Below are 23,990 nucleotides of genomic sequence, written 5' to 3'. Positions count from 1 at the left end.
ATCGATCAGCGCTATTCTCATGTCAATTCCGTTGGCTAGCCCGAAAAAGCTTCTGTTTCTCTTCCCGGGTAAGGCTTTCGTATCCGGAGCGGGAAATTTTATCCAGAATAGTGTCTACTTCGTCCTGATCGGGCGTAGAAGCCGACGAAGAAGCAGATCCTGCGGGAGAGGCATACGTACTGGCCTGGGTATTGGCATTGCTTCGTTGCCGGTACGAGACCTTTATGGCGGGTTTAGGTCTTAGTAAATTACTCCAGCCATCAGCGAGCCAGTAGATCGGCCGCCCGAGGTCGGTGCCATTCTGTAACAATTTAACGTAAGCAAACCCCATCAATGCGCCACCAAGGTGGGCCAGATTACCACCGGCATTCAATCCGGCCGATTGGGCAACAGACAAAATGATGAAAAAGAAAACGATATACTTGATACGTACCGGTCCAAAGAATAACAGATGGAATGTATAGTTAGGCAGTAATGTAGCAGCGCCAACGGCTACCGAGAAGGCAGCAGCGGAAGCGCCCAGCATCCGGGCGGTATCTGCCTGACTCTGAAAGTAAGGCACCAGGTTATACATGGCCAAATACAGTAAGCCACCGGCCACTCCACCCATGATATACAGGCCCATCAGCCGACGATTACCCAGGTATTCGTCAATCAACCGGCCAAACCAGTATAAGAACAGCATGTTGTAGAGAATGTGGAAAATCTCTTCATGCGTGAAAAAATACGTAAATAGCGTCCAGGGTTTGTGCAAAAACGCATTTACATCACCTGGAATCAACAACTGCGACATGATGAAGCCATATCCTGAATTCTGAGCCATTGTCAAGCTGACTTTGGTAATCAACAGAACCAGAAATATGACGACATTGACTAATATCAATTGCACCAACGTGTTGTTGGGCTTATTGAATTCGCTCCGAAAATCATCGAACAACCCGCTCATCCCTAATAAAACGTTTTTCGTTGTGAACCCCAGTATTTCACCAATATAAATGCAAACAACATGCCACCGATATGGGCGAAATGAGCAACGTTGTCAGCTTGTGCCCGATAAACTCCCGAGTAAATTTCAAGGGCTCCGTAAAAGATAACGAGATACTTGGCCTTCACCGGTATAGGTGGAAACAATAAAAACAGTTGAGTGTTCGGAAACAATAATCCAAAACCCATAATCACACCAAAAATTGCCCCGGATGCGCCGACCATTGGTTCATCGACCTGATTTGTGAAGATCCGGTTGATAATGGTTACGCTATCCTGGATATTGTTGCTATCAGTTGGATAGACTTTGAATTTTTCAATAAAGGGCGCTAGCCCATCATAATAGGATCCCGCATGTTGATCCACAAACGACAGGAAACTTTCATAACCGGGATTCGCCCGGTAGGTCTGAACTGTTTCATATACGTCGTGCATCTCAAAATAGTTTACACCAGAAAATAATAATGCTGCGCCTAAACCCGTAAAAAAATAAAAGAACGTAAAGCGTTTGGGTCCCCAATATCTTTCCAGCATAGGCCCGAACACGACCAAACCAATCATGTTACTGAAAATGTGGTTGAAGCCACCATGCAGAAACATATGGGTTAATAACTGAATCGGGTTGAACTTATCCGATAAAAACGAATGTAATCCAAATTGCTGAATTATAGACTCGTTTGTAATGAAAAAAACCAATACGTTTAGTATTAACAGAACGCGAACTACTGGAGAAAGTGAAAACATGTTGTATTGACAAGTTAGGCTGATTAACTCAATTATCAGCGAAAAAGGCCCGCAATTTTATCCAACGATAACACCACCGTAACGGGTTCACCCGTTGGTGTGTAACTTGGGTTTGCAGACGCAAATAATTGATTGACTAAAGCTTTCCGTTCCGTTGTACTCAGTCGATTCCCATAACGCATAGCCGATCGACGCGCCAGCGAACGCGCCATCGACTCAACTCGGTCCAGCTTAAGTCGGCCAGTGTCTGCCCGCAGTTGGGCCAGCAGATTGGCAAATAGCTCCTCTTCATTTTCTCCCATAATCAGCGCCGGTACACCCCGAATAACAAAGGTGTTGGCCCCTAGTTCATCGAACTCAAATCCCAGATTCGTCAAATCATCACGTAGATCGAGCGCTAATTGAAAATCGACAGGCATCAACGTAATCGTCTTCGGAAACAATAGCTGCTGAGACGCTCCGTTCCGCTTGGTGAGGGCTGCCTGAAACTGATCATACAAAATGCGTTCATGCGCACGCCGTTGATCGATCAGCAACATGCCAGACTTGATGGGTGCCAATAGGTACCGATTCTGGATCTGAACAATGGTATCATCATCAACCAATACGGGTACGTCTTGTTCCGGCACTTCTAAACTAACCTTTAGCTGATTGGCCCGGCTTCCCAGCGTAATCGGTTCACCATCGGTCGATCCCTGTTCGGGCGATGGCAGAGGCTGGGCCGCACCACCTAACCAGTCGCCCCCTGTTTCAGGCGTATCGGTTGAGGTTACTGAGCGGTCATTTGGGGTAGGTGCGGCAATGCCGTCGTATAAAGCCTGCCAATTGTTGACAGAGGGCTTTTTAGGAATATCAAAACTGCTACCTGCTGCTTTGTCCAGCGAATCATTTCGCGATGAGCTTCGGTCATTAACAGGCTGGGTTCCCCCAGATGCCCAGGAAGGGCTCATAGGGCGGGCATTTGTATTCGATGGTGTCGATGGCGTGATGGGCGAAACAGGGCTATCTGTTCTCATTTCCGAAGTCTCAGATTTTGCCGGTCCTGGACGAACACCAGCCAGAAAGTTTACGTCTGAGTCAAAATCAAGCGAAGGAAAAAGGTTATAGAGGCCTACCGCTTTCCGAACGGCGGCCATCATAATCGCATAGACAGACCGCTCGTCGTCAAACTTTATTTCTGTTTTGGTCGGGTGAATATTGATGTCGATGTGTGATGGGTCGATGTCAATAAACAATACGTAGAAGGGGTGGCTGCCTTCGGGCAAGGTACCTTCGTAGGCGCCAACGACTGCATGGTGCAGGTAATTATGTCTGATAAATCGATTGTTGACAAAAAAGAACTGCTCGTTCCGGGCCTTCTTGGCCGACTCGGGCTTCCCAATATAGCCATGGACGGTTACGTAAGGCGTTTGCTCTTCGCAGAAGTTAAGCTGCTCGCGGTAGCTTTTGCCAAACATGTCAACAATCCGGCGGCTCAGCTTCCCGGCGGGAAGGTTATAAATTTCCTGATCGTTATGAAAAAGAGAAAACGCGACTTCCGGATTGGCCAGCGCTACCCGCTGAAACTCGTCAATGATATGCCGCATTTCGACGGAATTCGACTTCAGGAAATTTCGACGGGCCGGTACGTTGAAGAACAGGTTTTTGATCAGCAGGTTGGTGCCGGGCAGGCATGAAATGGATTCCTGCGCTTTGATGTCTGAACCCTCGATCCGAATCAACGTACCCAGTTCTTCCTCTGCCCGCCTTGTTCGCATCTCGATTTGGGCCACCGCAGCAATCGAGGCCAAGGCTTCTCCCCGAAAGCCCATCGTTCGGATACGGAACAAGTCGTCGGATGTGCGGATTTTAGACGTTGCATGCCGTTCAAAACTCATGCGTGCGTCAGTTTCAGTCATGCCGAGACCATCGTCGACAATTTGAATCAAATTACGACCAGCTTCCCGAATAATGACCTGTACGGACTTCGCTTTAGCATCTACCGAATTTTCGAGCAATTCTTTCACCACCGAGGCCGGTCGCTGAACAACTTCGCCAGCGGCTATCTGGTTAGCAATCGAATCGGGTAGTAGCTGAATGACGTTTAACATAACGGATAAAATCTCCTTGAACGGCTGGTTGCCGTACTAGACAATATACAAAATAACCCGTTAAAAGCCCTTATAATTCAACAGAATCTGAGGGAAATTTACCAGATACAAAATGCCGCCAGCGCGAAACGGATTAGGTCTCGTACTGGCGGCATTAAAGGCTTTCAGCCGGAAATCGTTAGACTTTGATTTCTACATCAACACCACTTGGCAGTTCGAGCTTCATCAGCGCGTCTACCGTTTTAGCACTGCTGCTGTAGATATCTACTAACCGCTTGTACGTGCAAAGCTGGAACTGCTCCCGAGCTTTTTTGTTGACGTGGGGCGACCGCAGAACGGTGTAGATTTCTTTGTTCGTTGGCAAAGGGATGGGACCACTTACGATAGCACCCGTTGATTTAACCGCTTTCACGATTTTCTCCGCCGACTTGTCAACCAGCATGTGGTCGAACGACTTTAGCTTAATGCGAATTTTTTGACTCATTGTGTTGTGGTTCGTTATGTGAACAGGGCCGCCGAAAGAACCATTTACTCCGACGACACAAAAAAAAGGTAGTCGACCGGTTCTGACCGACTACCCTGGATCTATAAAGACGTATTACTTGCTACCTTTTTCTTTCGCTACAACCGTGTCCGAGATGTTCTGCGGTACCACTTCGTAGTGAGCAAATGTTAAGTTAGCCGTAGCACGACCCGACGACATGGTGCGTAGGTCCGTTACGTAACCAAACAGTTCAGACAGTGGAACGTCGGCTTTGATTACCTGCGAACCTGCTTTCGTATCCATGCCTTTCATCACACCCCGACGACGGTTCAGGTCACCCGTAATTGGACCCGTGTATTCTTCTGGTGTCAGCACTTCAACGGCCATGATTGGTTCGAGCAGTTTCGGACCAGCCTGACGGGCTGCTTCACGGAAGCCTAAACGAGCTGCCATTTCGAACGAAAGGGCGTCGGAGTCAACATCGTGATACGAGCCGTGGAACAACCGAACTTTCATGCTTTCGAGTGGGAAGCCTGCCAGCGGTCCGTTTTTCAGCGACTCGTCAAAGCCTTTCTGAACGGCTGGGATGAATTCGCGGGGGATAACACCACCCACAATGCCATTCACAAACTCCAGACCTGACTGAACAACACCCGTTTCGTCTTCGCTCCGTGGTCCAAGTTCAAACACGATGTCGGCGAATTTACCGCGACCACCCGTTTGCTTCTTGTACACTTCCCGGTGCTCGACGTTTTTGGTCAGCTTCTCTTTGTAAGCTACCTGTGGCGCGCCCTGGTTTACTTCGACCTTAAATTCACGACGCATCCGGTCAATGATGATCTCGAGGTGAAGCTCGCCCATACCACGGATAATGGTTTGGCCGGTTTCTTCGTTCGATTCGACTTTGAGGGTCGGATCTTCTTCAATCAGTTTACCAATTGCTTTCGAGAAGTTGTCCTGATCGGCTGATTTCTTCGGCTCGATAGCGTAACCAATAACGGGCTCGGGGAATACCATCGACTCCAGAACGATTGGGTTCTTTTCGTCAGACAGTGTATCGCCCGTCTTGATGTCTTTGAACCCAACAACGGCACCGATGTCACCGGCTTCCAGACGATCAATCTGGTTTTGCTTGTTGGCGTGCATCTGGAAAATCCGCGAAATCCGCTCTTTGTTGCCCGAACGGTTGTTCAGAACGTAAGAACCTGATTCGAGAACACCCGAGTATGAACGTACAAAGCAAAGACGACCTACATAAGGATCGGTTGCAATTTTGAACGCAAGCGCAGAGAAGGGCTCGGTCGACGAAGGTTTCCGGGAGATCTCTTCACCTGTATCCGGGTTCGTTCCTTTGATGCTCTCTTTGTCCAACGGCGATGGCAACAGAGCCATCACGTAATCGAGCATGGTTTGAACACCCTTGTTTTTGAAGGACGAACCGCAAAGCATCGGAACAACTTTCATCGCGATGGTTGCTTTGCGCAAAGCCGCCAGGATTTCATCTTCCGAGATCGATTCTGGATCTTCGAAATACTTCTCCATCAGCGAATCGTCGAATTCGGCAACTGCTTCAAGAAGTTTCTCCCGCCATTCCGTTGCCTCGTCCAGCATATCGGCTGGAATTGGAACTTCCTGGAATGTCATTCCTTTATCGTCTTCGTTCCACTGAATACCACGGAAGTTTACCAGATCAACTACACCTTTGAAGTTTTCTTCTTCGCCGATGGGCAACTGAAGAGGAACAGCGTAGCTACCCAGCATTTCCTTCACCTGCTTACACACGTTCAGAAAATCGGCACCGGAGCGGTCCATTTTGTTGACGAAGCCCAGACGAGCGACGTTGTAGTTGTTGGCCAGACGCCAGTTGGTTTCTGACTGAGGCTCAACGCCGTCAACGGCGCTGAACAGGAACACCAGACCATCCAGTACACGCAGCGAACGGTTCACTTCAACGGTGAAGTCAACGTGGCCCGGCGTGTCAATGATGTTGATGTGGTACTTATTCTCGCGGTAGGTCCAGTCAACAGTTGTAGCGGCTGAGGTAATGGTAATACCCCGCTCCTGCTCCTGCTCCATCCAGTCCATCGTAGCGGCACCATCGTGTACCTCTCCGATCTTGTGGCTTACCCCTGCGTAATAGAGAATTCGTTCGGTTGTGGTCGTCTTACCCGCATCAATGTGGGCAGCGATACCGATGTTTCTCGTGAAATTTAAATCGCGAGCCATTAGCTTGTTATACTGAGAGTTATGTTTTTCTAAAATCGAAGGAAGAAGCCATTCCAGTTTGTAGAAGGCTCCTTTGCGAATCAGGACGCAAAATTACTGAAAGTCAACCACAAATCAAATTGAAACACAAAGAATATAGTCGAAGCTAGTCCTTGTAATATCCATATATGGTACTAATTTCGTTAACTAAAAGTATACCGTAACTTGAAAATTATGAAAAATCCGTATGTAGCTCTGCTGCGTACTGCCTGGACATATGCCCGGCAAGAAAAACGTCAGTACGTTTTTGTTTATTTTCTCTTTGTTCTGGCCAACGTGGCGAGTGCCGCAAATCCGCTTCTGTTCGGTTGGTTTGTTGGCGAACTACAACAGCAACGGACCGATATTCCCCAGCTCATCTGGACGTATGCCGGAGGCTATATGGGGCTAATGTTGCTGGAGTGGGCTTTTCATGGTCCGGCGCGCGTTATGGAACGTCGGCTGGCGTTCAATCTGAGTCGTAATTTTCTGGATGAACTCTTTCACCAAACCCTGCACTTGCCAGTGGGCTGGCACAAGGATCATCATAGTGGCGCGACCATCAACCGGATTCGGAAGGCCTACGATGCGCTGAAAACATTTTTTCAGGGTGGATTTGTGTATTTGCATGCGTTCTCGAAACTGATATTTTCCTTCGGGGCGATGCTGTACTTTTCTCCTTTATTTGGCTGTATTGGCCTGGCGCTGGGTGCGCTGACCGTTTGGGTTATTCTGCGCTTCGATCGTCCATTTATTAAAGCGCTCGATGAAACCAACGAGCGCGAGCATGTCGTTTCATCGACTCTTTTCGATAGCCTATCGAACATCATTACGGTGATTACCTTGCGGTTAGAGCAACGGGTTCAGGCCAGTTTTGCGCAGAAAGTAGCGACCGTTTTTCCGCCGTTCATGCGGCAGGTTCGGATTAATGAGTGGAAATGGTTTGTGGCCTCTATACTGGTCGCGCTCATTTACATCGTTCTGGCAACGGGCTATATTTATCAGCACTACATTCCCGGACAGGTTTTCCTGATTGGCGGATTAGTGACGCTACTGGGCTATGTCAATCAGTTTACGAGTGTATTTCATGATGTGGCCTATCAATATACCCAGATTGTGCAGTTCAATACCGATGTACAGACCGTGCGCAGTATCAGTGAAGCGTATGCGCAGCACGAACGCCCAGACAATGAATCAATGCCTGCCAACTGGCAAACCATTGATATTGCCGGGCTTAATTTCTCGCATGGTCGACTTCAGCATTCACGGCATAAAATTCCTAATCTGAGCAATTTGCGAATTTGTCTGAGCCGGGGTAAACGGGTAGCCTTTATTGGCGAAAGCGGTTCGGGTAAAAGCACGTTGCTGACGCTTCTACGAGGATTGTATCCGCCAGAACCGGGCCTGACGGTATGGGTTGATGGCCAGGAAATGCACGACTTGAATGCCGTGACGAACACGGTAACTCTTTTTCCACAGGAACCGGAAATTTTTGAAAATACGATTGCGTATAATATTACGCTTGGCCTGCCATTCAGTGACGAAGCCATCGATGAGGTTTGCCGGGTAGCCCGTTTCAACGATGTCGTGCAGCATCTGCCAAACGGTCTGGAAACGAATATCCAGGAAAAAGGAGTGAACCTGTCGGGTGGGCAACGGCAACGGTTGGCGCTGGCACGGGGTGTTCTGGCTGCCCGCACCAGCGATATTGTATTGCTGGACGAACCAACCAGCAGCGTAGATCCGAAGACAGAACTAGCCATTTATCGGGAGTTACTGCATGAGTTTTCCGATAAAGCAGTTGTTTCGACGCTGCACCGGCTTCATCTGCTGCCCATGTTCGACTACATCTACATTATGGAAAAAGGTAGCATAGTGGATGAGGGGAGTTTTTCAGAACTGCGTCATCGGAGCGTCATTTTCCAGGAGATGTGGGCGCACCAGCAGGAAGTGATGCATCAGGAAGACTTAGTTGTCGTATAAGTCATATTTAACGAAAATGGCCGGGCTACTCACGTGAGTAGCCCGGCCATTTTATATAAGGTAAGTGCTTTTTCTATTATTCAACGGGAGCCTCAACGATGGCGACAATTTTCCAGAGTGCCCGTATGTCCTGTAATGGAACGGTTACATTGCCGCCATTAGGATTGTCGGAATGGAGCGTCAGGTATTTACGGGTCAGGAGTTCGTTGTCCCGAATGCGTTTGACAACAAAATAATCCCGATACATAATGGCATACACGCCCCCTGACTGGTATTCCCAGTTATTTTCACTAACCGGTATGGCCAGCACTTTGGCACCGTGGGTTAGCTGGGGACTCATACTACTCCCCGAAATCTCGAGAACAACGCCATTCTTATGCCCCTTCATAATGGGTTTCCGAACACGAAACGACTCTACATCATTCATGCTGATACCATCACTGAAGCTCTCGACGAAACTGGCATAGAATTTAACCGGCACGAAGGGCACTTCAATCGTATCATCGTCTGAAGGCATAATGCGGGCGTTGGCCTGTGGGGCGTTGAGGATAGGCGTAATTCCCCGAATCAGATAATCGGCACTGATCTGAGGATAGCAGGCCAGTAAACTCATAATGGTATCGTAAGAAGGTTTGGCCCGACCATTCAAAATATTATAAAATTTTGATGGGTTTTCGCCTAACTCCTTGGCAATCTGATAAATGGTTATGCCCAGGGCATCAAAAACCTGCTTTAGTCGATCTTGGACGGTCACGGAGGTTAGATTTTCATTTAGACAATTTTTAACCATTGTCGTCTGGATAAGTAGTATATATAATACAAGTAAAATATATTGCGCTTGTATTACAGCAAACATAGTCAAAATATAGACGAGTTCATGTACCTAAAGAGACTTTCTTACCTAAAAATTAATGAACCATAACCGACTCTCTACTCATACGCTGCCAACCGTATTGTTTGTGGATATGAACAGCTTCTTTGCTTCCTGCGAACAGCAGGACAATTACTGGCTGCGCGGGCGGCCCGTTGGGGTATGCGTTTATACAGGGCGGAAAGGCTGTGTTATTGCGCCTTCGGTAGAAGCCAAAATACGAGGTATAAAAACGGGTATGCGGCTGGACGAAGCCATGACGCTATGCCCCGAACTCGTTCCCATAGAAACTCATCCAGCTCGGTATCGGGAGTACCATGTCAAGATTATTGATGTTCTGCGCACATTCTCGGACGATGTTGTACCCAAAAGTATTGACGAAGCTGTTGTCGATTTAACGAATTACCAGTTGGTGTATAAAGACATGCCGCAGACTGCCCTGGCGATTAAACAGGCCATCCGGCAAAAAGTGGGCGATTGGCTGCGTTGTTCAATTGGCATTGCCCCGAATGTCTTTCTGGCCAAACTGGCATCTGATATTCAGAAGCCGGATGGGCTCACGGTGATCACGCCAGAAACGATTGATCAGGTGTTACAAACGCTTCGACTGACTGACTTGCCGGGCATTGGGCACCGAATGGCCGAGCGGCTTCAGGCAGGTGGTGTACATACGCCACTCGATCTCAGATATGCTTCGCCGGAGCACCTCCGGGCCGTATGTAAAAGTATTATTGGCTGGCACTGGCACCTGCGGCTTAACTTTGGTGGCGAGGTGGATCTGGATACCAATACCGATAACAAAAGTATGTCGGCTATGCGCACCGTTTCGGCCGATCAGCGCAACACCCCTGAACGTCTGGAGGAATTAGTGCAATCGCTCTGTCTGACACTCGAACGACGGATGGTGCGGCAGGGCGTTTTTTGTCAGGATATGTCCTTTTCCTGCCGCTACCAGAATGGAAAAACCTATAATTACGAAGTACATTTTTCAGAACCGAAGCAGGACGGCCCCGAACTCTTTACCCTGATTATGGAGCGGTTGGCGAAGTTTCAACAGGCACATCGGTGCGAACCTGTTCTGAACGAACACCTGCGTAGCGTGGCCGTAGCGGTGTATCGATTTATACCAACGGAAGTTGTGCCGCTAAGCCTGTTTGGCAACGATACGCGTAAAAACAAATTCCGCCAGACGCTTTATGATGTGAAAACAAAATTCGGCCCCGATAAACTGCTGCGGGCCACCGAACTGCGCGACAATCCGGCCTATAGGGATGTAATTGGCTTCGGAAACATAAAAGATCTCTAAAGTCAGGGCCAAACACAGCGTTTAGCCCTGACTCAGAAATCAATGAAGTGCCCCCATTTTACCGGCCTGAAAATCGCTGAAGGCTTCCATGATTTCCTCCCGTGTGTTCATCACAAATGGGCCATACACCGCTAATGGCTCCCGAATAGGCTCTCCGGCCAGAATAAGTACCTTCACTCCTGACGTAGTCGCCAGATCAACGGTGTCGCCATCAATGGATGTAAGCGCGACCTGACCACGCTCAATTGGTTTACCATTTATGGTTCCCTGACCACTCAATACATAAACCATAAGGCTATGTTCGGCCGGAACCGTAATCGGTTCAGATTGGCCACTGGTCAGCGTTAAATCAGCAACGATAATGGGGCTGAACGTATTCGCCGGACCTTGTAAACCGGCCAGCTCGCCCGCGATGACGCGTAGTTGGCCGCCATTGGGTAACGTACCCTTCGGAATGCGCGATGATGCAATGTCCTGATAACGCGGTGGACTCATTTTGTCTTTGGCTCGTAAGTTTACCCACAATTGAACAAAGTCGAGCTTGCCGCCTTGCCGGGAAAACGCCTGTTCGTGTTTTTCTTCGTGAATAATGCCCGAAGCTGCGGTCATCCACTGCACATCACCTGCAAACAGCTTTCCGTGGTTACCCGCCGAATCACGATGCTCCAGTGCCCCATCGTACACAATAGTTACCGTCTCGAACCCCCGGTGCGGGTGCTCATCAACGCCTTTCGGCCGATCGGACGGCTGCACCTGCATAGGTCCGTGATGATCCAACAACAAAAAGGGATTGAACGGCCGGGATCCCTGCGGATGAAAAGCATTTAAACCAATGAAGCCATCACCAACACTATTGGGCGTGGCTGTGTGTATATCAGAAATTGTACGTTGCGTTGTCATAATACGTGTAGATACATGTAATTTGAAAACCAACTTATTTTCCGACTAGTTCATTTGATTTTGGTTAGCCGACAAGAACCGCCAACCAGCTTAATGCTGTATAAGGCGTTGTTCGTTCGGACAGAAAAAGGTTGTTCGACCGCCCACGACGGAGCGTTCTATACGGGTATGGCAGCGGGGACAGAACTTGTGCGCTTCTACATCGTCGTAGGGGGAATTGTCCCATTCCCGAACGTGGATCAGAAAGCTATTCGGAAAATCCCGGTAAGTAGCTTCGTAGCGGATTGCCGTTTCAAGAACAAGCAGGATGGCTGCGTGAAGCGCGCTCATTTGCGCATCCGTGAGAGTATCCGCCCGTTGTTCGGGGTGTATAAAGGCTTGAAAAAGCACTTCGTCGACAATCCAGTTGCCTAATCCGGCTACTACACTTTGATCAAGTAGAACGGGTTTAATAAGGGCTTTTTTACGTCGTACCCGATTGGCCAGGGTTTCTGGGGAGATAGCAAGACCGTCTTCTCCAATCTTTTTGCGCATTAAAAACGTAGGTATGTCGTCTATCAAGCCGATACGCTCAAATTTACGAGGACAGAGAAAGCCAAGATTGAAGCCATTGGTAAACTCAAAAACGATGCGGGCAAAGCGGGGTCGTTCCAGCGAAGCGTGGTAATATTCCAGATCACCCGTCATACCGAAATGCATGTGTACGATTGTGTCGGGTGCATCGGTCAAAACAAACAGGTTCTTGCCCACACGTTGTGTAGCCGTAAACTGCCTGCCGATCAGTGCGTTTTGTAGTATTGATAAATCAGTTGTTAACAGCTTTTTGTCTTCAACATCAATATGGCTTATCGGCTGAAAAAGTGATGATGTTTCGAGGTACTGGCGTCTGATTTCAACTTCTGGCAGCTCCGGCATTGGTTGTGAGTTTGCGAAACAACCATTGGTTCACAGAAGTTGTTTTTCACTATTTATTCGCCAATCCAAGTGGAGAGTTTAGCATTGTTAAAAAAAAGTATTTATTTTGCGGTGTATTTGTCTGACAGTCAGAAGTCATTTTTGGCATAATTAGGAGTTAGATTAAAAACATTTTTAGAGGGCTATACGTTGTAGGAAGGCAATAGGTTGACCAGGGCGACGTTCCATTACAAACCTATTCAGGCTTAGCCCTTGCTTTTAGTACCGATTGTTATTTGCGCATTCACTAAAAAACCTCAGATGTAACAACCTCTACACAACCGCGAAAGCGGCTTTTTTTACAAGTTTGTGCATGTTCAATTGTTAAACTGAAAATTTTCAATGGAAAATAATTCGCAAAAGTCCAAAACAAACGGGGCCCTTCTGGCAGCTCTCATTATTATGACTGGCCTGGCTGGCGTGTCGAGTTACCTGTACTTCGATCAGAAGAAAGTCTCTGAAAATCAAGAGGTGACCATCTCTGAGCGGGTAGAAGAATTGTCGACAACCCGCGTCAAACTGGATTCGATTTCGACCGCTTTGGATGCTAAGATTGCTGAAGTACAAAAGTTGGGTGGCGACGTTTCGGAGCTGGAAAAAATGAAAGTGCAACTGGAGCAGGATAAAGCTTCTTTGCGGAAAGGAAACCGAATCTCTATCGCTAAATACGACGCTAAAATCAAGCAATACGAAGCGTTTCTGGTCGAAAAAGACACGCTCATTGCTAATCTACAGCGTGAAAACGTAACCCTGGCGTCGAATGTTAAAGTACTGGATGAAGAGAATACAGGTCTGAAAACAGAGCGGCAACGCCTGACGGATTCAGTAACGACAGTTGTTTCTCAAAATCAGGAGCTTTCTACTAAAGTTACACGGGCTGCTGCCTTGAAAGCACAAAACGTGAAAGTGTTTGCTGTGAACGCCAAGGGCAAAGTAAAGGAAGACGACTCTTATAAAGCTAAACGGTTAGACAAAATTAAACTGGTTTATACACTGCTTGACAACCCGCTGACCAAAGAAGAGCCTAAAGACGTATTCGTTCGGGTACTTGACCCATCGGGCGCTGTTGTATCTGACATGGCGAATGGATCGGGTACGTTCTCTGTAGACGGTAACGAAACCATTTATACCACAAAGCAAACGGTGAACTACACCAGCAATGGCCAAAATGTTGAGCTGCTGTATACCCGTGGTATTCCCTATAAACCCGGCAAATACACAGTAGAGCTCTATTCGGAAGGTTTCCGGATTGGTTCGGGCGAGTTTGCGGTTCGTTAGAACAAGCATCGATCTCAATAAAAAAGCGCGGTACCCAACGGTATCGCGCTTTTTTATTTGCTTAACTCTATAACAGATGGGCATTTTGAGCCGAAAATAACAAGGTGTATCTATTGCCTTACACCAGCGAAGTAGAGAGTCTCCTGTGGGTCGCTCTGTAAATTGATCCGCAGCAGCTTGCCTTGCTTTTCCATGCCGTTGTCGGTAAAAACCCGATCTGTCTGTAAAGTACCAATGTTCGAATTGGCAATCCGTAATTGAACACCGTTAGCCTGACGGCTCAGGCTGACATTCTCAATTAAACGGCTGGTTTTAACCGGAGAAAGCTTGGTGTAAACCAATGTAACAGTGCTGTCAGATTGAGCTTTTAATTCAGCATAGGGCATTTGCCCGGCCGAAATGGCAACACAGGAAGGATCAAGATAGAAGTTAGTCCGGTAGGTGCCGACTACTTCACTGGCCAACGAGGTTGCATTGGGTTGAATATCACCCTCGTGCTGGCAGGCAGTCAGCGTTCCTAGCAAAGCGCAGAAAAGCAGTCGTTTTTTCATAGTTATTACCTATTTAATTGGGAGACCCAACTGAGTTTGAAAGGGTTGGAGTCTCACTCACTTTTTTTTCGGTCTCCGCTGGCTCTAAATTAACAGCCTCAACCCAGACTTTCATCTCATTCAATGTCATTTGACCAAATTGAGTTGTGAAGGCTACATCAGCCGCATCGCGGCCATAGGCTACCGTAATACGATTGCCCATGGGTTTTGCTTGGGTGGCATCGAACGTAAACCAGCGCCCGTCTACATACGCTTCGAACCAGGCATGAAGATCCATCGGATCGAGCTGATATAAATAACCAACAACCATGCGGGCCGGAATATTCAGCGCCCGGCAAAGTGATATGCCCAGATGCGTAAAGTCCCGACAAACGCCAATCCGGCTGGCGGCCGTATCAACTGCCGATGTACTGGCATTACTGGTTCCATACTGGTACGTTATCGTTTCATTGATCCATTTACGGATTGCTTCCGCCTGGTCGTAGCCTGATTCCACGTTTTCTGTTATCTGGGCGGCCAGATCGCCTAACTGATCCGACTGGCAATACCGACTTGGAAGCGTATAATGCAGCACATCGTCGGGGAGTTCTTCCACTGGCGTATAGGGCGCACCGGGAGCCGTGTCGATGAGGTCGGCTGTTTGTACAGTGGCCGAGAAATGAATCGAAAATGGGCCTTCTGGAGCTACTACCCGTTGGCAGAGGTTCCCATACATGTCGGTAAACTCAGTGATATTGACAGCGGGGGTGATTTGGTATTCCTCCCGCATGATCCACTGACCCGCACCGGATCGGGGGCGAAGCATTAAGATAAGTGGAGTTGGCGTTTCGGCAAAAAAGGATAATTCACAGCCAGCATTGAGTTGCATCTCTAATAGCAGTAAGAATAATGGGGAGTTCGTTTAACATATAGATTAACACACGTTAACGCTGATAGTTAGTAAATTGAGACTCTTTATTTACTCACTTCCTGACAATCACAAACTCCACACGCCTATTTTTCTGGCGTCCATCGTCTGTGTCATTGGGGGCAATGGGTTTTGATTCGCCAAAGCCTTTACTGGCTATCCGGTCGGGTTCAATACCTTTGCTGATGAAATACTCACGGACAGAATCGGCCCGATCCTGCGAAAGTTTGGCGTTTATTTCGTTGGAACCCGTGTTATCCGTATGCCCACGCACTTCAATAACCATTTTCGGGCTCTCATTCAGGGTCGTGACAAGCCGGTCGAGTTCGGGTCCTGACTCCGGCCGAAGTTCAGATTTACCCGTGTCGAAAAAGATGTTGTTCAATCGCACAACGCTTCCGCTTACCAAAGGGATCATGTTCAGTTGTTTACCCGTAATCTCCTGAAACCCTTTGGCTTGTGTCAGGTCAATGTTATCACCTTCGGCAATGAAATCTTTCGCGATAGCCCGCATGGAATATTTCTGCCCATATGGCAACACGATTTTATACTCACCCGTAATGGGGTCGGAGGTAGCTTCGCCCACTTCGGCACCATCAGGCAAGGTTTGATAGATAATGCGAGCCTCCACCGGTTTCCCCGTGGTTTGATTGATAACCTTGCCACTAATAAGTGCAACAGGGTCTGGGCGAGGAGCTTCCGTTTTACCAGCCACATCATCGCCACCGCCACCCAATTTGCCGGGTTGGTTATCGGGCTGACTATCGCTGAGCTTCACCCGAACAATGTCGCCCTTCCCCAGCGTGTTTTTGAACGTGGTCAGATACGCATAATCGCCCGAGGCACTAAGCGTGTAATACGCATCGTACCCATCGGTATTGACCTTTGGCCCGAGGTTAACCGGCTTCGACCAGTGTTTCCATGTTTTGTCTACGCGTTTGCAGACATAGATGTCGTTGCTACCCAATCCGCCCTCCCGATTGCTGGAGAAATACAGCGTAGCACCATCAGGGGCCAAAAAAGGCGTTGTTTCGGTAAATTTCGTATTGACCTCATCGCCAAGGTCCATTGGCTTGGTCCATGACCCATCTTTCTGCCGGAAACTAACATAGATGTCGTCTTCCTTGCTGTTTTTCTTCTCGCTGAATGCCATCAGTAGCACCTTCCCATCCGCTGACATAAAGCCACAGTCAAACTGGCCTTTACTCATGTTGACATAGTTAGGAATGTCTATTTTCTGCGGTGGCGACCAGCCGCCAGGGGTTTTCTTACTCAGCGAAAAACCCCTGGTTTCGTAGGTTCCGTTGTTGTATTGCCCTTTTATGAGCATACTGTTGCCATCAGGCGTGATGCTATACGCGCAATTGTATTCGTCTTTGTTGAGAGGGAAACCCATCCGTCGGGCGGGGCCCCACCTACCACTGGCAGGATCGAATTCCGAATACCAGATATCCTGACTGCCTTTTGTACCGTGTGTATTATTAGGGTGGCTGATCCGGGCAAAGTAGAGCGTCTTCCCATCCGGTGAAATCATCGGATTAATCTCGTTATATTCCGAGTTGACCTGATTACCCAGGTTTTCAACCCCTGGGTTTGCACTAGCCGTCTGGGTCGAGTCTCCCTTGGGTTGCCCGTTTGTAAGCAACGAGATATGCAGTAAAAAACAGGCTACAAAAGTGCCGGAAACATTCATGGATCTAACAAGGAACAGTAAGGTGCTTATAGAAAGAACGTTGGTGTGAGTGGGTTTTGTATGAAACCGATTTTGTTACACCACCCGCAACTTTGCAAAGCTGAGGAGCAGGACTTTTTCGCCTGCGTTCTCAAAAGCAATCGTCGCTTTTCGTTCAGTTCCATTTACATCTACAGCTTTAACCGTGCCAAAACCAAACTTGGCGTGCTCAACGCGCTGGCCAGCCGCCAGCTCGGCTGTGCTGCTTGGCGCAAAATCGGCCGAAGGTGTATGCGATACCAGCGGCTGTGGCGCTTGCGAACGAGCTGTTTTCTGCGCCAGCGACCGAACGAAGCTCATCGAGCCGGTTGATGTGCTTTCGCTCCGATCCCGTTCCGGACGGTCAAAATCCATCCGGCTGGGGGCCGATCGCTGTTTGGCCATCTTCAGGTATTGCTGGTCCATTTCCATCAAAAAGCGGCTGGGTTCGCACATCTTCAGACGACCATAATGGTAGCGCGTTTCGGCATACGACATCGTCAGGCGCTTTTCGGCACGCGTGACGGCTACGTAAAAAAGGCGCCGTTCTTCTTCCAGGTCGTTGCGGCTTTCGAGCATCATCTGACTTGGAAACAGGTCTTCCTCCAGGCCAACAATGTGTACATTCTTGAATTCCAGGCCCTTTGCTGCGTGGATGGTCATCAGAGTCACCTTGTCGTTGTCGCCGTCGTCTTCTTTTTCGTCGGCTGTGGTAAGCAGCGATACCGACTGTAGGAACGCGCTCAGGCTCTTTTCTTCATTGTCGGGGTTATCGACAAATTCCTTGATCGCGTTCAGCAATTCCTGTACGTTCTCGTAACGAGCCAGACCTTCAACGGTCTTATCGTCGTACAGCTCTTTGAGTAGGCCCGACGCTTTGGCAATGTGCGAAGCTACTTCGAACGCATCTTTCTGATCGAGCAGGAGTTTGAAGCTCTTGATCAGATCGGCAAACGCTTCAATGGCAATCGCCGACCGACCGGCCACATGCTTTGATATCTCGGCAACAATCTCCCAGATCGAGTCCTGTTTTTCGGCCGCAATCACGCTAAGCTTGGCAATGGTCGTATCGCCAATGCCTCGTTTGGGTAAGTTAATGATCCGCTTGAACGCTTCTTCGTCCTGTTGGTTGACCGTAAAGCGCAGGTACGCGATCAAATCCTTGATTTCTTTCCGCTGGTAGAACGACAGGCCGCCAATGATGCGATACTTGATGCTCACCTTGCGTAAGGCTTCTTCAAAAGCCCGCGACTGTGCGTTGGTTCGGTAGAGAATGGCAAAGTCGTTATTGACCAGCGAACCGTTCATTTTCGCTTCAAAGATGGACGAAGCTACCAGCCGACCTTCTTCATTGTCGGATGAGGCTTTAATAACATCAATCAGCGTACCGTCTTCATTGTCGGTGAAAACGTGTTTTTCTAGCTGATTTTTGTTCCGGGAAATAATGGAGTTAGCTGCCTGAACAATCGTTTTGGTAGACCGGTAATTCTGCTCCAGCTTAACGATCTTGACGTTTTCTTTGCCGTAATCACGCTGGAAGTTGAGGATGTTTTCGATGTTAGCCCCCCGGAACGCGTAAATGCTTTGCGCATCGTCGCCCACGATACAGATGTTCTGGTGAACAGCGGCCAGTTTGCGGGTGATGAGGTACTGAGAGACGTTCGTATCCTGAAACTCATCGACCATTACGTGCTGAAACTTGTGCTGGTATTTGTTCAGAATATCCAGATGATCGCGGAACAGCACGTTCGTATTGAACAGCAGATCATCGAAGTCCATGGCATTGGCTGCAAAGCAACGTACCGCATACTGTTTGTAAATCCGGCCAATATGGGGCATTCGGGCTGCCTCGTCATCCGCCAGAATAACCGCATTGTTCAGGTAATCTTCCGGGCCGATGAGCCGGTTTTTCGCACCGGAAATACGGCTAAAAACACTGTTAACACGATATACTTTATCATCGAGCCCCATTTCTTTAACGATACTACGCAGCAGCGACTTGGAGTCGTCGGTGTCGTAGATCGAAAAGTTGCTTGTATAGCCAATAGCCTTGGCTTCGATCCGTAAAATCTTGGCAAACACCGAGTGAAAGGTACCCATCCAGATGTTACGGGCTTCCGTACCGACAACTTTCTCGATACGACTCCGCATTTCGCCAGCCGCTTTGTTGGTAAACGTCAGCGACAGAATACGGAACGGGTCAACTCCGGTTTCAATCAGGTGGGCAATCCGGTAAGTCAGTACGCGGGTTTTCCCCGAACCGGCCCCGGCTATAATCATTAGCGGGCCGCTGCCGTGCATAACGGCCTCCCGCTGAGGGTCATTTAATCCAGAAATATAATCAACCATTCCGCTCATTTCTCTTCCTTCTATAACAAGTAAAAGTAAGAAAAAATTTTGTCGGGGCCGTCAGGAAGACGACCAATACTCAGACCATCGGCCCCATATCAACGCCCATCAGATCGGATACCGACGAAGGCGTGGCGACTCCACCATCGCCTTTGCGGTAACGGAACCACTCGCGGCTCTTATAATTGTAAACAAAGCCTTCAAGAATGCCGTAATCATCCTCTTCAATTAATCGGATAATTTTCTTTAAGTCATGACCAGACGTTCTGGGTTGTGCTACTTCTATAATAATTCGGGTTAACTGCGCTTCATTATCGAACAATAGTACGTCGGGTACTTGATGGCCGGGTCCCTCACCCAAGGGAGTTTCTGGCAACGGTTCCAGCAAAATAGCCCTCTCACGGTAGAATAAAATGCCTAAGCCGACCGTCAATTTACTGATTACCCGCTGGTGGTCGAGAGGTGAATTGGTGCCATCGTCTTCCTGCACCAGAAAAGGCGAATTATAGTTTTGCTCATACATGGCCATTAGACGAATTTGTCTCTCTAAGTTACAGAAAAACAGCGCGTAAGCAGAGAACTGGCGAAAACGTTTAAAATTTCTCAATTATTGTGCAACGTTCTCAATTTTCCCGTTTCTTTCTGTCGTTAACAAACTAAATTACCGAAGACGCTGAACCTGTTGGAATCGAACCGAAACGTGGGGCCGTCATACCCGGACCGTCATGCCGACCTCGTCAAACGCTGCCAACAGGGTGAGCGACGAGCGCAGTATGACTTGTATCAACAATACGTTAAGGCAATGTATAACGTTTGTCTGCGAATTGTAAACCACGAAGCTGAGGCCGAAGATGTGCTACAGGAGGCTTTCGTGGATGCCTTCAGTCATATTAATTCGTTTCGGGGGCAAAGTACCTTTGGCGCGTGGTTAAAACAGATTGTTGTGCACCGGGCCATCAACCACCTGCGTAGTAGACGATTAGAGCTGGTGGATATTGAGTCGCACCGGCTGGGTGAAGATGACGGCCTCGACTATGCCGATACGGAGCCTTATGACGAAGAAACTACCCAACTGGAGGTTGAGCGCGTTAAGCAGGCCATGCAGCAACTACCAGAGGGCTACCGAGTAGTATTGTCATTATACTTATTTGAAGGCTATGATCATGAAGAAATCGGTAATGTCCTCAACATAAGTGAAACCACATCGCGGACACAATATTTACGGGGCAAAAAACGATTACTGGAATTGTTGTAAGTTCTGTGTGAAGGACAGCAAAAGAAGAGTACAACTAACAAATACGAACGACGAATCAACAGATTCGACACCATAAAGATGAAAAAAGATAATCTTGAACGCTTCGTCCGTGATAACCGCGAAGCCTTTGACGACAAGGAGCCACCCAACAATTTGTGGCAACGACTAGAAAATGGGCTGGATAAACAGCAAACGAACCGGGAATCGCCGTTTACCCAGATTCATAAAACCTCCGACCAGACTCTATCAGCCGATGGGAAAGGATCGCGGGCAGGCGGGCGGCAGATTGGCTGGCCTTCGCTCGATTGGCGCGTGGCGGCATCCATTGCTGTACTTCTGCTGGCTGGTGCTTTTATGTACATGAATCAACAGTATGGCGTTACGCACCAACCCGATGTGGTAGCCGCCAGCCCCATGTACGCCAAAGAAGTCGTACAATACACTCGATTGATTGATGATAAGCGGGCTGAACTGAAACAGATGACGGAAGATAATCCGGCGCTCTATCAGGAATTTGCGACCGACCTTGTGCGGCTCGAAAAGTCATATAAATCGTTAAAAGCCGATTTGCCTCAAAACCCGAATCAGGAAATGCTCATTCAGGCCATGATACAGAATTTGCAACTCCAGATTAACCTGCTCAATGAACAGCTGCGCGTTATTCAGCGCATTAAACAACAAACTCATGAAAATCCTGTGTAGTCTATTGTTGTGCCTGCTACCAATGCTTACCTGGGCCGAAGAGCAAGTAGGACTTAGCACAATTGAAAAAAAGAAGACCATTATCAAATTGTTCGATGTGAACAGTAGCGATAATTTATTGATCGACAACCAGTTCGGCCAAGTATCGGTTGGCTTGTGGGACAAAAGTGAAATCCGTGTTCAGATTACGATCATTGCCAATTCTGATTCCGACGAACGTGTTCAGAAATTCCTGGATGCGGTCTCAATTGAAGAAAAACGTACGGGCAATCAAATCATGGTTCGTACGAACTTTAGCCAGAACACCGTCTCCAACTGGAGCTTTGGGAAGTGGAAAGACGGTGGGGAGCGCAATTTTGTTAAAATCAATTACGAAGTAATGATGCCCCGACAGAATGCGTTAAGCGTGCGAAACAAGTTTGGCAACACGAACATCCCGGCGTTTCAGGCTCCCTTAACGGTCTATAGCCGATACGGTAACTTCAGTGCCGATGACCTGACCAGTCGTCAGAACGATATTGATGTAGCCTATGGCAAAGCCGATATCGGCAACTTTGGGCAAGGAAAGGTGGACATGGCGTATGGCGATCTCGAACTTTCCCGGGCCAATGTGCTGGTATTGACCAATAAATTTGGTAAAATGAGCATTGGTAACGTAGGAAAACTGGACGCCGATATCAATTATTCGGGGGCCAAAATTGGTACACTACGCGAATCCGGAAAGATCAAAATCGAGTTTTCGAGTGGATTCCGAATAGATCAATTGCCCAAAACAGCCGAAAATTTGAGCATTCAGGCCGCTTATTCGTCTATTGGCTTACCGCTCGACAACGATAACGACTGCGACTTCGACGTAACCGTAAGTTATGGCAATTTTAACTACGGATCAGGCTCAACCATGCACTTTACTTCGCAGCCGAGTGACAATGATAATCACCGCGGCCCACGACTCACCAAGCAATATATTGGCAAAGTCGGAAGCGGCTCCGGCACCAAAGTACGCGTCGTATCGAAATTCGGGAATGTGAGTTTCAGGTAATTTCTCAACCCGTATTTAGGTGATTCTTCTGATTTTGCTTTAGCTGAAAACTGACTGGTAAAATCGTAGTTGATCAAAAAATCACCTGAGTTCCGGTTCAGATAACTTCTCGATTACCGCTTTATGTTGTGGATACGCGCGCAGGAGCTTCGCCTGACTAGCTATCTCGAAATCCGTAAAGTCGAAGCCGGGTGCTACGGTGCAGCCGACCAACGAAAAGTCGGTGCCCAGCGCTGGCTTTGAGCCAAACCAGCAGCCCGCTGGCACAACCGCCTGAAATACCTCGCCCTGTTCCGGGTTGTTACCCAGCCGAATAATGGTTAATTCACCGGCTGGCGTGATGACAAAAATCTCGAGCGCACCGCCAGCGTAGAAATGCCAGATTTCGTCGGACGCAATCCGGTGAAGGGCTGAAATGTGATGACTTTCGAGCAGGAAATAAATCGCGGTGCCAAACGAACGTGCCCCATCGAACCGATCCGGCAACCCTATTTTCGGAATCAGCTCGGCAGCTCGGTATGTTTCGGCAAAGTAACCACCCTCAGGGTGCGGCTGCATGGCAAACTTGTCGACGTAATAAGCAGCGGTCATGATTAGTTTTGAATGATCGAGTGATTGAATAAATAAGGGTCTTTATTCAATCACTCGATCATTCAACATTATAGTTTACTGCGCAGCTTTCACTACGGTCAGGAAATCGCGGGATTTGAGGGAAGCTCCGCCAATGAGCCCGCCATCTACGTCGGGCCGCGCGAAGAGTTCTTCGGCATTCTGCGCGTTGGCGCTGCCACCGTACAAAATTGTTGTGTCCTGGGCTACAGAATCACCATATTGGCTGGCGATGTGCTGGCGCAATTCGAAGTGCATATCCTGCGCCTGCGCCGATGAAGCCGTCAGGCCAGTGCCAATCGCCCAGATCGGTTCGTAGGCAATAACAATGTTGGCAAACGAATCGGCCGAAAGGTGAAACAGACTTTCGGTGATCTGGTCTTTTACGAAACCGATGAAATCGCCGTTTTCGCGCAGATCGCGAGATTCACCGCAGCAGAAGATAGGCTTCAGGCCATTCTCAAGAGCTACGTTTACTTTCTCAGCCAGTTGTGCGTTCGTTTCGTTGAAATATTGCCGGCGTTCGCTGTGGCCGATGATAACATACTCAACACCAATGGATTGAAGCATAGGCGCCGAAATCTCGCCAGTGTAGGCTCCGGATGCTTTCTCGTGGCAGTTTTGTGCACCCAGTGCAATTTTGCCGCCAACTGGTACGTATTGCCGTGCAGTAGCCAGGTATAAAGACGGAGGACATAAAACGACTTCCACATCGCCCGTGACCTCATCTTTCACCATGTTGATTACTTCCGATAGCAATGCTTTCGCTTCTTCGGATGTCTTATTCATTTTCCAGTTGCCGGCAACGATTTTCTTACGCATAGATAATTAATAATGAGGTCAAAATCAGATTCTTAAACCCAAGTGTACTATTACTTCACAGGTATTTTTGGGCGAAATTAGGGCTTTTCAGTCGAACACCTTGCCCAACAGACACTAAATTTTGATTACCTATCAATAAGTATAAACCGCTATCTGAAGAAAGCATAAACTAACTTTATGGTTATTGTGTTATTCGGATAAAAAAAT

At 48.2% G+C, this 23,990-nt stretch carries 21 protein-coding genes; 6 read left to right on the top strand and 15 right to left on the bottom strand.

The window, feature by feature from the left end:
* Positions 1–22: 22 nt before the first annotated feature.
* The 5 genes from ACYVAM_RS14830 to fusA form a co-directional block, all read right to left on the bottom strand.
* Positions 23–946 (bottom strand): rhomboid family intramembrane serine protease, encoded by a 924-nt coding sequence (locus ACYVAM_RS14830; RefSeq protein ID WP_461068240.1) that lies wholly within the window; start codon positions 944–946, stop codon positions 23–25.
* Positions 947–948: 2 nt separating this feature from the next.
* The gene (locus tag ACYVAM_RS14825) at positions 949–1,728 is read right to left on the bottom strand and encodes a rhomboid family intramembrane serine protease (RefSeq protein ID WP_461068238.1); all 780 of its coding nucleotides are present in this window, start codon (positions 1,726–1,728) and stop codon (positions 949–951) included.
* Between the two features lie 35 nt (positions 1,729–1,763).
* Positions 1,764–3,818 (bottom strand): DNA mismatch repair endonuclease MutL, encoded by a 2,055-nt coding sequence (mutL, locus tag ACYVAM_RS14820; RefSeq protein ID WP_461068236.1) that lies wholly within the window; start codon positions 3,816–3,818, stop codon positions 1,764–1,766.
* A gap of 178 nt (positions 3,819–3,996) precedes the next feature.
* Positions 3,997–4,302 carry a 30S ribosomal protein S10 gene (rpsJ, locus tag ACYVAM_RS14815; protein WP_012930032.1) on the bottom strand — a complete coding sequence of 102 codons (306 nt, stop codon included), beginning with the start codon at positions 4,300–4,302 and terminating at the stop codon, positions 3,997–3,999.
* A gap of 114 nt (positions 4,303–4,416) precedes the next feature.
* The gene (fusA, locus tag ACYVAM_RS14810) at positions 4,417–6,528 is read right to left on the bottom strand and encodes an elongation factor G (RefSeq protein WP_461068234.1); all 2,112 of its coding nucleotides are present in this window, start codon (positions 6,526–6,528) and stop codon (positions 4,417–4,419) included.
* Positions 6,529–6,741: 213 nt separating this feature from the next.
* Between fusA and ACYVAM_RS14805 the strand changes: the two genes are divergently transcribed.
* On the top strand, positions 6,742–8,529 hold the full coding sequence (locus ACYVAM_RS14805; RefSeq protein ID WP_461068232.1) for an ABC transporter ATP-binding protein: 1,788 nt from the start codon (positions 6,742–6,744) through the stop codon (positions 8,527–8,529).
* Positions 8,530–8,605: 76 nt separating this feature from the next.
* On the opposite strand, the gene ACYVAM_RS14800 is transcribed toward ACYVAM_RS14805, so the two are convergent.
* Entirely contained in the window at positions 8,606–9,319 is a 714-nt protein-coding gene (locus tag ACYVAM_RS14800) for a LexA family transcriptional regulator (protein WP_461068230.1), read from the bottom strand.
* Between the two features lie 121 nt (positions 9,320–9,440).
* Here ACYVAM_RS14800 and ACYVAM_RS14795 point away from each other — a divergent pair, with 121 nt between their 5' ends.
* Complete coding sequence (locus ACYVAM_RS14795) at positions 9,441–10,706, top strand: DNA polymerase Y family protein (RefSeq protein WP_461068228.1); 1,266 nt, start codon at positions 9,441–9,443, stop codon at positions 10,704–10,706.
* 39 nt (positions 10,707–10,745) lie between these two features.
* Here the strand turns inward: ACYVAM_RS14795 and ACYVAM_RS14790 are convergent, their stop codons facing one another.
* Positions 10,746–11,606, bottom strand: a complete 861-nt coding sequence (locus ACYVAM_RS14790) for a pirin family protein (RefSeq protein ID WP_461068226.1) — start codon at positions 11,604–11,606, stop codon at positions 10,746–10,748.
* 90 nt (positions 11,607–11,696) lie between these two features.
* The gene (locus ACYVAM_RS14785) at positions 11,697–12,521 is read right to left on the bottom strand and encodes an Fpg/Nei family DNA glycosylase (RefSeq protein ID WP_461068224.1); all 825 of its coding nucleotides are present in this window, start codon (positions 12,519–12,521) and stop codon (positions 11,697–11,699) included.
* A 381-nt stretch (positions 12,522–12,902) separates the two neighbouring features.
* Here ACYVAM_RS14785 and ACYVAM_RS14780 point away from each other — a divergent pair, with 381 nt between their 5' ends.
* The gene (locus tag ACYVAM_RS14780; protein ID WP_461068222.1) at positions 12,903–13,838 is read left to right on the top strand and encodes a hypothetical protein; all 936 of its coding nucleotides are present in this window, start codon (positions 12,903–12,905) and stop codon (positions 13,836–13,838) included.
* A 110-nt stretch (positions 13,839–13,948) separates the two neighbouring features.
* Here the strand turns inward: ACYVAM_RS14780 and ACYVAM_RS14775 are convergent, their stop codons facing one another.
* From ACYVAM_RS14775 to ACYVAM_RS14755, 5 genes are all read right to left on the bottom strand, one after another.
* Positions 13,949–14,389: a hypothetical protein gene (locus ACYVAM_RS14775; RefSeq protein WP_461068220.1), complete on the bottom strand. Its 441-nt coding sequence runs from the start codon at positions 14,387–14,389 to the stop codon at positions 13,949–13,951.
* A 13-nt stretch (positions 14,390–14,402) separates the two neighbouring features.
* A complete protein-coding gene (locus tag ACYVAM_RS14770) occupies positions 14,403–15,257 on the bottom strand; it encodes a transglutaminase domain-containing protein (protein ID WP_461068218.1) in 855 nt (284 codons plus the stop codon).
* Positions 15,258–15,351: 94 nt separating this feature from the next.
* Positions 15,352–16,989: an OmpA family protein gene (locus ACYVAM_RS14765; RefSeq protein ID WP_461068216.1), complete on the bottom strand. Its 1,638-nt coding sequence runs from the start codon at positions 16,987–16,989 to the stop codon at positions 15,352–15,354.
* A gap of 75 nt (positions 16,990–17,064) precedes the next feature.
* Complete coding sequence (locus tag ACYVAM_RS14760; protein WP_461068214.1) at positions 17,065–19,356, bottom strand: ATP-dependent helicase; 2,292 nt, start codon at positions 19,354–19,356, stop codon at positions 17,065–17,067.
* 79 nt (positions 19,357–19,435) lie between these two features.
* The gene (locus tag ACYVAM_RS14755; protein ID WP_461068212.1) at positions 19,436–19,879 is read right to left on the bottom strand and encodes a hypothetical protein; all 444 of its coding nucleotides are present in this window, start codon (positions 19,877–19,879) and stop codon (positions 19,436–19,438) included.
* A gap of 159 nt (positions 19,880–20,038) precedes the next feature.
* On the opposite strand from ACYVAM_RS14755, the gene ACYVAM_RS14750 reads away from it, so the two are divergent.
* The 3 genes from ACYVAM_RS14750 to ACYVAM_RS14740 all read left to right on the top strand — a co-directional run bounded on the left by ACYVAM_RS14750 (position 20,039) and on the right by ACYVAM_RS14740 (position 22,352).
* Positions 20,039–20,611, top strand: coding sequence for an RNA polymerase sigma factor (locus ACYVAM_RS14750; RefSeq protein ID WP_461068210.1), 573 nt, complete (start codon positions 20,039–20,041; stop codon positions 20,609–20,611).
* Between the two features lie 78 nt (positions 20,612–20,689).
* A complete protein-coding gene (locus tag ACYVAM_RS14745; RefSeq protein ID WP_461068208.1) occupies positions 20,690–21,313 on the top strand; it encodes a hypothetical protein in 624 nt (207 codons plus the stop codon).
* Positions 21,297–22,352, top strand: a complete 1,056-nt coding sequence (locus tag ACYVAM_RS14740) for a hypothetical protein (protein ID WP_461068206.1) — start codon at positions 21,297–21,299, stop codon at positions 22,350–22,352. The genes ACYVAM_RS14745 and ACYVAM_RS14740 overlap by 17 nt, the downstream gene beginning before the upstream one ends.
* Positions 22,353–22,433: 81 nt before the next feature.
* Here the strand turns inward: ACYVAM_RS14740 and ACYVAM_RS14735 are convergent, their stop codons facing one another.
* Positions 22,434–22,943, bottom strand: coding sequence for a cupin domain-containing protein (locus ACYVAM_RS14735; protein ID WP_461068204.1), 510 nt, complete (start codon positions 22,941–22,943; stop codon positions 22,434–22,436).
* A gap of 75 nt (positions 22,944–23,018) precedes the next feature.
* Positions 23,019–23,783 carry a triose-phosphate isomerase gene (tpiA, locus tag ACYVAM_RS14730; protein WP_461068202.1) on the bottom strand — a complete coding sequence of 255 codons (765 nt, stop codon included), beginning with the start codon at positions 23,781–23,783 and terminating at the stop codon, positions 23,019–23,021.
* Positions 23,784–23,990 lie beyond the last annotated feature (207 nt).

The sequence above is a fragment of the Spirosoma horti genome (assembly GCF_054776595.1).
The sequence above is the reverse complement of the archived record's forward strand: the minus strand, read 5'-3'. Positions and strand labels throughout refer to the sequence as shown.

What these genes read in the sequence shown, in the direction of transcription:
- ACYVAM_RS14825 (WP_461068238.1), bottom strand. Translation starts at nt 1,728, where the DNA reads ATGTTTTCACTTTCTCCAGTAGTTCGCGTTCTGTTAATACTAAACGTA.
- ACYVAM_RS14760 (WP_461068214.1), bottom strand. Translation starts at nt 19,356, where the DNA reads ATGGTTGATTATATTTCTGGATTAAATGACCCTCAGCGGGAGGCCGTT.
- ACYVAM_RS14735 (WP_461068204.1), bottom strand. Translation starts at nt 22,943, where the DNA reads ATGACCGCTGCTTATTACGTCGACAAGTTTGCCATGCAGCCGCACCCT.
- ACYVAM_RS14830 (WP_461068240.1), bottom strand. Translation starts at nt 946, where the DNA reads ATGAGCGGGTTGTTCGATGATTTTCGGAGCGAATTCAATAAGCCCAAC.
- ACYVAM_RS14745 (WP_461068208.1), top strand. Translation starts at nt 20,690, where the DNA reads ATGAAAAAAGATAATCTTGAACGCTTCGTCCGTGATAACCGCGAAGCC.
- ACYVAM_RS14755 (WP_461068212.1), bottom strand. Translation starts at nt 19,879, where the DNA reads ATGTATGAGCAAAACTATAATTCGCCTTTTCTGGTGCAGGAAGACGAT.
- ACYVAM_RS14795 (WP_461068228.1), top strand. Translation starts at nt 9,441, where the DNA reads ATGAACCATAACCGACTCTCTACTCATACGCTGCCAACCGTATTGTTT.
- ACYVAM_RS14740 (WP_461068206.1), top strand. Translation starts at nt 21,297, where the DNA reads ATGAAAATCCTGTGTAGTCTATTGTTGTGCCTGCTACCAATGCTTACC.
- ACYVAM_RS14790 (WP_461068226.1), bottom strand. Translation starts at nt 11,606, where the DNA reads ATGACAACGCAACGTACAATTTCTGATATACACACAGCCACGCCCAAT.
- ACYVAM_RS14785 (WP_461068224.1), bottom strand. Translation starts at nt 12,521, where the DNA reads ATGCCGGAGCTGCCAGAAGTTGAAATCAGACGCCAGTACCTCGAAACA.
- ACYVAM_RS14775 (WP_461068220.1), bottom strand. Translation starts at nt 14,389, where the DNA reads ATGAAAAAACGACTGCTTTTCTGCGCTTTGCTAGGAACGCTGACTGCC.
- ACYVAM_RS14765 (WP_461068216.1), bottom strand. Translation starts at nt 16,989, where the DNA reads ATGAATGTTTCCGGCACTTTTGTAGCCTGTTTTTTACTGCATATCTCG.
- ACYVAM_RS14800 (WP_461068230.1), bottom strand. Translation starts at nt 9,319, where the DNA reads ATGGTTAAAAATTGTCTAAATGAAAATCTAACCTCCGTGACCGTCCAA.
- ACYVAM_RS14805 (WP_461068232.1), top strand. Translation starts at nt 6,742, where the DNA reads ATGAAAAATCCGTATGTAGCTCTGCTGCGTACTGCCTGGACATATGCC.
- fusA (WP_461068234.1), bottom strand. Translation starts at nt 6,528, where the DNA reads ATGGCTCGCGATTTAAATTTCACGAGAAACATCGGTATCGCTGCCCAC.
- mutL (WP_461068236.1), bottom strand. Translation starts at nt 3,818, where the DNA reads ATGTTAAACGTCATTCAGCTACTACCCGATTCGATTGCTAACCAGATA.
- ACYVAM_RS14770 (WP_461068218.1), bottom strand. Translation starts at nt 15,257, where the DNA reads ATGCAACTCAATGCTGGCTGTGAATTATCCTTTTTTGCCGAAACGCCA.
- rpsJ (WP_012930032.1), bottom strand. Translation starts at nt 4,302, where the DNA reads ATGAGTCAAAAAATTCGCATTAAGCTAAAGTCGTTCGACCACATGCTG.
- tpiA (WP_461068202.1), bottom strand. Translation starts at nt 23,783, where the DNA reads ATGCGTAAGAAAATCGTTGCCGGCAACTGGAAAATGAATAAGACATCC.
- ACYVAM_RS14780 (WP_461068222.1), top strand. Translation starts at nt 12,903, where the DNA reads ATGGAAAATAATTCGCAAAAGTCCAAAACAAACGGGGCCCTTCTGGCA.